Raw genomic sequence first — 7,103 nt, 5'->3', positions numbered from 1 at the left:
GGAGCCGGATTTGAACCGACGACCTTCGGGTTATGAGCCCGACGAGCTACCAAACTGCTCCATCCCGCGTCCGGATGCATTGTTAAGTACAATGAAACTTGACCATCTTCTTCAGTGCTAAGCACAAGAGAGAATTTGGAGCGATACATCGGGTTCGAACCGATGACCTCAACCTTGGCAAGGTTGCGCTCTACCAACTGAGCTAGTATCGCAATCTGAAACGTCTTTCGTCGTTCAGGGCTGCGAATTATAAGAGCATTTTTTTGTGATGCAAGTCCTTAATGCAAAATTACGAAAGTTTTTACTCAACTGCTGTAAAAGCACGCAGATTTGCAAAAAAATCAGCTCTTATGTCCCTGAAAAGTTAGATAAACGTGATCATTTGATCTGATTAGATGTTAATAATCGTTTTTCGGTAGTACTGCAGTTCAGCGATCGACTCACGAATATCATCCAATGCAAGGTGACTTCCCGACTTTGAAAAACCATCAAGTACTTCGGGTTTCCAGCGACGAGTCAGCTCTTTCAGGGTACTTACATCGACATAACGGTAATGGAAGTACTCTTCTAGCTCTGGCATGTGTTTGTATAAGAAACGGCGATCTTGGCCAATGCTGTTACCACAAATCGGTGATTTGCCTTTTGGTACCCACTTCTCAAGAAACTCAATCGTTTGTTGAATAGCCTCTTGCTCTGAAACCGTGCTTTCTTGAATTCGTTTCACTAGGCCGCTGCCGGTGTGGGTGGTTGTACACCACTCGTCCATCTTGTCCAATTCACTCTGAGGTTGGTGAATAGCCAAAACAGGTCCTTCAGCCAGGATGTTAAGCTCACTATCAGTAACGATAGTAGCAATTTCAATGATTTTATGAGTTTCAGGATCAAGTCCCGTCATCTCTAGATCAACCCAAATCAGGTTCTGATCGCTAAAGGACATAAGGCGTCGCCTATTTGTTTATGTATAAAAGAGGTACTATACCCAAATAACTATACTCAAACTAGCTTTAGGGCCATCGAAATCAATGGTACCAACAACATTCCGTTTGAGTCCTCAATCATCAAGTTAGATGTGTTAAGTGAAAAATTGTGGCTAAAAAAAAGAAGTTAACCAAAGGTCAAGTGCGTCGTGTTCGTAGCAACCAGAACAAGCGACTCAAGAAAGAAGATTCTATCCAGTGGGATGAGAACATGCTTGGCGGAACAAAAAGCGGACTCGTAATTACGCGCTTTGGCCAACATGCCGATATCGAAGATCTTGAAACCAACGAAGTTCACCGTTGTAACTTACGCCGCAGTATTGAAACGTTAGTTTCTGGAGACAAAGTCATTTGGCGCGCAGGACTTGAATCAATGGCCGGCATCTCTGGTGTTGTAGAAGCCGTTGAGCCAAGAACGTCAATGCTAACTCGCCCTGATTACTACGACGGCCTAAAACCGGTTGCCGCAAACGTAGACCAAATGGTTATCGTTTCAGCTGTACTGCCGGAGCTATCACTTAATATCATCGACCGTTACTTGATCGCCTCTGAAACGGTGAATATTGCCCCGTTAGTTGTGCTCAATAAAGTCGACTTGCTGACAGAACAACAAATTAGCGAATACCGCGAAACGCTGAAAATATACGAGAAAATCGGCTATAAAGTCATGTTCGTCAGTAAAGAGTCGGGTTACGGCATCAAAGAGTTGGAAGCTGAACTGAAAGATCGTATCAACATTTTCGTTGGTCAATCTGGCGTAGGTAAATCCAGCGTAGTGAATGCACTCATGCCGACATTAGACATTGAAGAAGGCGCGGTTTCTGAAAACTCAGGACTGGGTCAACACACTACGACTGCGGCGCGTTTGTATCACTTCCCTTCTGGTGGTGATCTTATCGATTCCCCAGGGGTACGTGAATTCGGCCTATGGCATTTAGAACCCGATGAAGTCACTGATGCTTTCATTGAATTCAAGCCATACCTAGGTGGTTGTAAATTCCGTGACTGTAAACACAATGACGATCCTGGATGTCTTCTACGTGAAGCCGTTGAAGACGGTAAAATTAGCCGCTTACGTTTTGCTAGCTACCATCGCATTATTGAAACAATGGCTGACAACAAAGATAACCGTCAGTACTCACGAAGCAAGAAAGCCGATCTCTAATCGCGTTTTTGTGAACAAATGTGTGCATTTACTGACAATTGGCGCGAATTTAAGTAACATCTCGCGCCCTAAACCGTCATCGACAGATTTAATTGAAAAACAATTAGCATTGGAAAATTAATACAATGGATAAGATTAAAGTTGGATTGCAGTACTGGATCCCACAGCATGGGCTAACTCGCCTAGTCGGTAAACTGGCATCTGCTAAAGCGGGTGGCTTAACGACAGCGATCATCAACTGGTTCATCAAGCAATACAAAGTAAACATGGATGAAGCTCTGCATAGCGATCCAAAACACTTTAAAACATTCAATGAATTCTTCGTACGTGAATTGAAAGAAGGCATGCGCCCTGTCGCAGAAGGTGACTCTGTTATTGTTCACCCTGCTGATGCACGTGTAAGCCAGTTTGGCCCAATTACTGACGGTCAACTGATTCAAGCTAAAAACCATAACTACTCAGCTCGTGAGCTATTGGGTGGTGATGCTGCTCTAGCGGATGAATTTAAAGACGGCGAATTTGCAACGCTTTACTTGTCGCCAAGTGATTACCATCGCGTGCACATGCCATGTGACGGCACACTTCGCCAGATGATCTACGTTCCGGGTGACCTTTTCTCAGTTAACCCGTTAACGGCAGAGAACGTTCCAAACCTATTCGCACGTAACGAGCGTGTGGTTTGTATCTTTGATACTGAGTTTGGCCCAATGGCACAAGTGCTGGTTGGCGCAACTATCGTTGGCAGCATCGAGCAAGTATGGGCTGGCACCATTACTCCACCTCGTGGTAACTCAGTTTACAAATGGGATTACCCTGCACAAGGTGATACAGCTGTCGTCTTGAAGAAAGGCGAAGAGATGGGCCGCTTTAAGCTTGGTTCAACGGTTATCAACCTGTTCGCTAAAGACGCAATCAAGTTTGACGAAACGATGCAAAATGGTGAGAAAACCGTTCTAGGCACCCCTTTCGCGCATATTGCGGGCAAAGACGTTGAAGTAAATGAAGAGACTGCTGAAGCTGTTGATTCAACAGAGAACACAGACCAAGTCTAACTCTCTGAGTTAACTTAGTAAGCTTTAAGGGCGCGTTAGTTTTCTACTTTTAGAGAATAACGCGCCTTTTTCTTATCTAGTTCGAGATATTTCCCTTAAAGATTTCAACAAATCTAACTACCGATAACCTTATTCTCAACGAGCAGTACGTCGAATTACCAAGAAAAAAGATTGACCAAAAACAAAACAACTGTCGAAACCTTAAACAACTTTCCGATTTTACAACCCGTCTCCAAGTACCAAAAATCCAGATAACTTACTCTATTTGAAGATATTTTATTCATAGGGTCTTTGTACATGCCTAAACTCAATGTTGGCGTTCTGGCCAAGCTGTTGATTTGTTTTGCGATTCCCTTGGGCGTGTTATTCATGCCGATAGATTCAATACCAATCGATGATCTCACGCTGATTCAACACCGCTTGTTGGCTATATTCTTGTTGGCCGCTCTACTGTGGGTGCTTGAACCTGTTCCGGTATTCGCCACTTCCATTTTGATCATTGCGCTTGAACTGGTGATGATTTCCGACAAAGGTTTGCACCTATTTAGAAACCCACCAGCAGGACACGATCTCGGTGAGTTAATCAAATATACCGACATATTCGGTGCATTTTCGTCACCAATCATCATCCTCTTCATGGGTGGTTTCGCTCTCGCGATATCGGCATCCAAGTACGAACTCGACAACAACTTAGCGCGAGTATTACTCAAACCATTTGGTACAGAACCGCGCTTCATTATGCTCGGCTTAATGCTGATCACCGCCGTGTTCTCAATGTTCATGTCGAATACCGCCACAACGGTAATGATGCTCGCGCTGCTAGGTCCAATCGTGGCGTCAGCACCAAAAGGCGACATGGGCATCAAGGCGTTGGTGTTGTGTATTCCAATTGCTGCTAACACCGGTGGTATCGCGACACCAATCGGTACACCGCCCAATGCCATCGCACTGCAATACCTGACGGGTGAGAACAGTATCGACTTCCTAAGCTGGATGATGATGGGCTTGCCCTTTGTGATCATTCAACTGACCATCGCTTGGTTCCTTCTACAGAAGTTTTTCCCGTCCAAGGAAAGAAACATGGTGCTCAAGCTTGATGGCCAATTTAGAAAAAGCTGGCGTGCGATTGTGGTTTACGTCACCTTCGCCGCCACTATCCTATTGTGGATGACCACCAAACTGCACGGCATGAACACCTATGTGGTGTCTATCATTCCACTGGCGGTGTTTACTCTCACCGGTATCATGGGCAAAGAAGAGCTTAAGCTGATTAACTGGGATGTATTGTGGCTAGTAGCCGGTGGTATTGCGATTGGTATAGGACTCGATAAAACAGGCTTAGCCGTGGCACTCGCACACGCGATTGATTATGAGTCGCTCTCACCAACGGCGGTAGTGCTAACGTTATCCATCGTATGTTGGTTAATGGCGAACTTCATGTCAAACACCGCAACGGCCAACTTACTGATGCCGATCGCCGCTGCGATTGGTGCATCAATGGAAAGCTTGGTTGCGATAGGAGGCCTGCAAGGACTACTGGTTGTGGTCGCCTTCTCTGCATCGCTAGGTATGATTTTACCCGTATCGACACCACCAAACTCGTTGGCCTACTCGACCGGGCTTATCGAAAGTAAAGACATGGCGAAGATGGGTATCATCTTAGGAATCGTCGGCTTGCTGATGGTCTACCTCGCACTGTTTATTATCACCTAGCACGTTAGCTTATTATCACCTAACACGTTAGCTTTTCACTACAACCCTCCAGATAGCAATCATGATTTCGCTATCTGGAGGGTTTATCAGTTTTTAATCGATAGATAATTGTGATTCTACTTCACGGTTTATTAAAAATAACGATAAGTCATTTTAAATTTTTGATTTTAAACACATTTACTAACATCAAGACAGCGACAATATCCCCCTATAAGAAACACATCAGTTCAATATCAAGTACGTCACTGTCGTTAGCATTTGTCTAATAAGAGAGGAATAAGCTGTGAGACATACTATTAAGTTTAAAATTCAGATCGCGATTGCGGTCATTATCGCCGTCGTGAGTGGCGCTCAAGCCTGGATATCAGTTAATCAGCTGACTCAAGAAACCGAGGTCGCGATTAACCAAGAAATGAAAAATGTCAGTGTTGGCACCACGAATTACATTGCCGATTGGCTCTCAATCCGCAGTGATATGATGCTTGCCAATGAATCGACTATTTCAAGTAGTAGCAACTCTGATCGCGAGTTATTGATCACCAAGCAAGCCGGACAATTCTTGTCTGTTTATGCAGGGTTCAGCGATGGCACGATCGCTTATGGCGACAAAGGTGAAGATTGGCCAGCAGGCTATGACCCGCGCACTCGCCCTTGGTATAAAGATGCCAACGCAACATCAGATCTCATCATTACCGAACCTTATCAAGACTTTGACGGCAGCATTGTCATCAGCTTTGCGAAAGCATTCAGTGGCGATAGACAAGGTGTTCTCGCGGCCGATCTAACCGTAACCAGCATTATCGATACGGTTCTCAATGTAAAACTGGATAACGATGGCTTTGCGTTTTTAGTCGACGGCAATAACAACATTGTGGCCTACAGTGATGAAGAACTGAGTCAAAAACCACTGACCAGTCTGAACCCCGAACTAACAACCAACAAGGTGTCACAACTGCTTCAAGACCAAATGATCACTACTCTCACTTGGCCGGGTCAAGGCGATAAGCTGGTCTATATTGCCAACGTCCCGAATACTGATTGGTCGTTAGGTATTGTTATCGATAAAGAAATGGCGTTTTCTGCAGTATCCGATGCCATTCAATTCATCACGCTGACCTCTTTGGTTTTGTACATCATCATTTCAATTGCGAGCACAATGGTGATTAACCGCCTACTTTCTCCATTACAAACCTTGTCTGAAGCCTTAACTCAGCTCGCACAAGGCAGAGGTGACCTCACTCAACGTATTGATATCACACGTATGGATGAGATTGGCAAACTTGCCGAGCTCGTGAACCAGTTCTTAAGCCAGATGCAAAGCATGTTGAAGGGCGTAATAGAACACAGCCACGATCTCAACAATCATGCAGAGAAAGCCAATCAACTGGCGACCCAGTCTTCGATTAGCGTTGAGAATCAACAAAACGATATCAACCAAATTGCGACCGCGATTCATGAGATGTCCGCCACCGCAGCCGAAGTGGCTAGCCATGCCGAATTAACGGCATCCGCTTCTCAGGCATCCGCTACTGCTTGTAACGAAGGCCAAGAGGTCATCCAACAAAACCGCGATGCGATTACTGGCTTGGCGACTCAAGTTGAAGATGCCGCCAATGTGATTCGTGAATTAGAGAGCAATGCTCAAAGCATCAACCAGATCCTCTCCACCATTCAAGGCATTGCCGAACAGACCAACCTGTTGGCATTGAATGCGGCGATTGAAGCCGCTCGAGCGGGTGAACAAGGTCGTGGGTTTGCGGTTGTGGCCGATGAAGTTCGAGTGCTCAGCCAAAGAACGCATGGCTCGACCGAAGAAATCCGCGTGATGATTGATACGCTGCAGAAGAATACCGAACATGCCGTCGAAAGCATGACCACCAGCACTCAACTGGCAGAGAACAGTGTTGGCTTCGCAGAACAAGCCCATGGCAGCCTGACTAAAATCACGCAAGCAATCACTGAAATCAACGACATGGCGCTGCAAATAGCCAGTGCTGCAGAAGAGCAACGCGCGGTCAGCGAGGACATCAGCCGCAATACGCAAGGAATCAAAGACGCATCCGACGATCTTGCCCAGCAAGCGGAAAGCAGTCGCAATAGCTCAAATGAAATGAGCAGCGCTGCTGAGTCGATGCGCCAAGACGTGGAGCGCTTTAAGGTATAGCGCTTTAAGGTTTAGCGCGCCTCAAGCAAAAT

General features: G+C 45.6%; 5 protein-coding genes and 1 tRNA gene. 4 read left to right on the top strand and 2 right to left on the bottom strand.

Annotated features, from left to right (window positions below; all coding sequences use genetic code 11):
* Window positions 1-136: 136 nt before the first annotated feature.
* Both NX845_RS13320 and orn read right to left on the bottom strand, forming a co-directional pair.
* Window positions 137-212, bottom strand: a tRNA-Gly gene (locus tag NX845_RS13320).
* Window positions 213-391: 179 nt separating this feature from the next.
* Window positions 392-937, bottom strand: coding sequence for an oligoribonuclease (gene orn, locus NX845_RS13315; RefSeq protein WP_004733351.1), 546 nt, complete (start codon window positions 935-937; stop codon window positions 392-394).
* A gap of 149 nt (window positions 938-1,086) precedes the next feature.
* Here orn and rsgA point away from each other — a divergent pair, with 149 nt between their 5' ends.
* The 4 genes from rsgA to NX845_RS13295 all read left to right on the top strand — a co-directional run bounded on the left by rsgA (window position 1,087) and on the right by NX845_RS13295 (window position 7,071).
* Entirely contained in the window at window positions 1,087-2,142 is a 1,056-nt protein-coding gene (gene rsgA, locus NX845_RS13310; protein ID WP_004733350.1) for a small ribosomal subunit biogenesis GTPase RsgA, read from the top strand.
* Between the two features lie 125 nt (window positions 2,143-2,267).
* Window positions 2,268-3,194: an archaetidylserine decarboxylase gene (gene asd / locus NX845_RS13305; RefSeq protein ID WP_102575981.1), complete on the top strand. Its 927-nt coding sequence runs from the start codon at window positions 2,268-2,270 to the stop codon at window positions 3,192-3,194.
* A 297-nt stretch (window positions 3,195-3,491) separates the two neighbouring features.
* A complete protein-coding gene (locus NX845_RS13300; RefSeq protein WP_004733348.1) occupies window positions 3,492-4,907 on the top strand; it encodes a DASS family sodium-coupled anion symporter in 1,416 nt (471 codons plus the stop codon).
* 283 nt (window positions 4,908-5,190) lie between these two features.
* A complete protein-coding gene (locus NX845_RS13295; RefSeq protein WP_017086895.1) occupies window positions 5,191-7,071 on the top strand; it encodes a methyl-accepting chemotaxis protein in 1,881 nt (626 codons plus the stop codon).
* Window positions 7,072-7,103: the final 32 nt, after the last annotated feature.

The sequence above is a fragment of the Vibrio sp. NC2 genome (assembly GCF_025195005.1).
Classification (GTDB): domain Bacteria; phylum Pseudomonadota; class Gammaproteobacteria; order Enterobacterales; family Vibrionaceae; genus Vibrio; species Vibrio splendidus.
The sequence above is the reverse complement of the archived record's forward strand: the minus strand, read 5'-3'. Positions and strand labels throughout refer to the sequence as shown.

Coding starts and splice junctions, on each gene's coding strand:
- NX845_RS13300 (WP_004733348.1), top strand. CDS start 3,492: ATGCCTAAACTCAATGTTGGCGTTCTGGCCAAGCTGTTGATTTGTTTT.
- orn (WP_004733351.1), bottom strand. CDS start 937: ATGTCCTTTAGCGATCAGAACCTGATTTGGGTTGATCTAGAGATGACG.
- asd (WP_102575981.1), top strand. CDS start 2,268: ATGGATAAGATTAAAGTTGGATTGCAGTACTGGATCCCACAGCATGGG.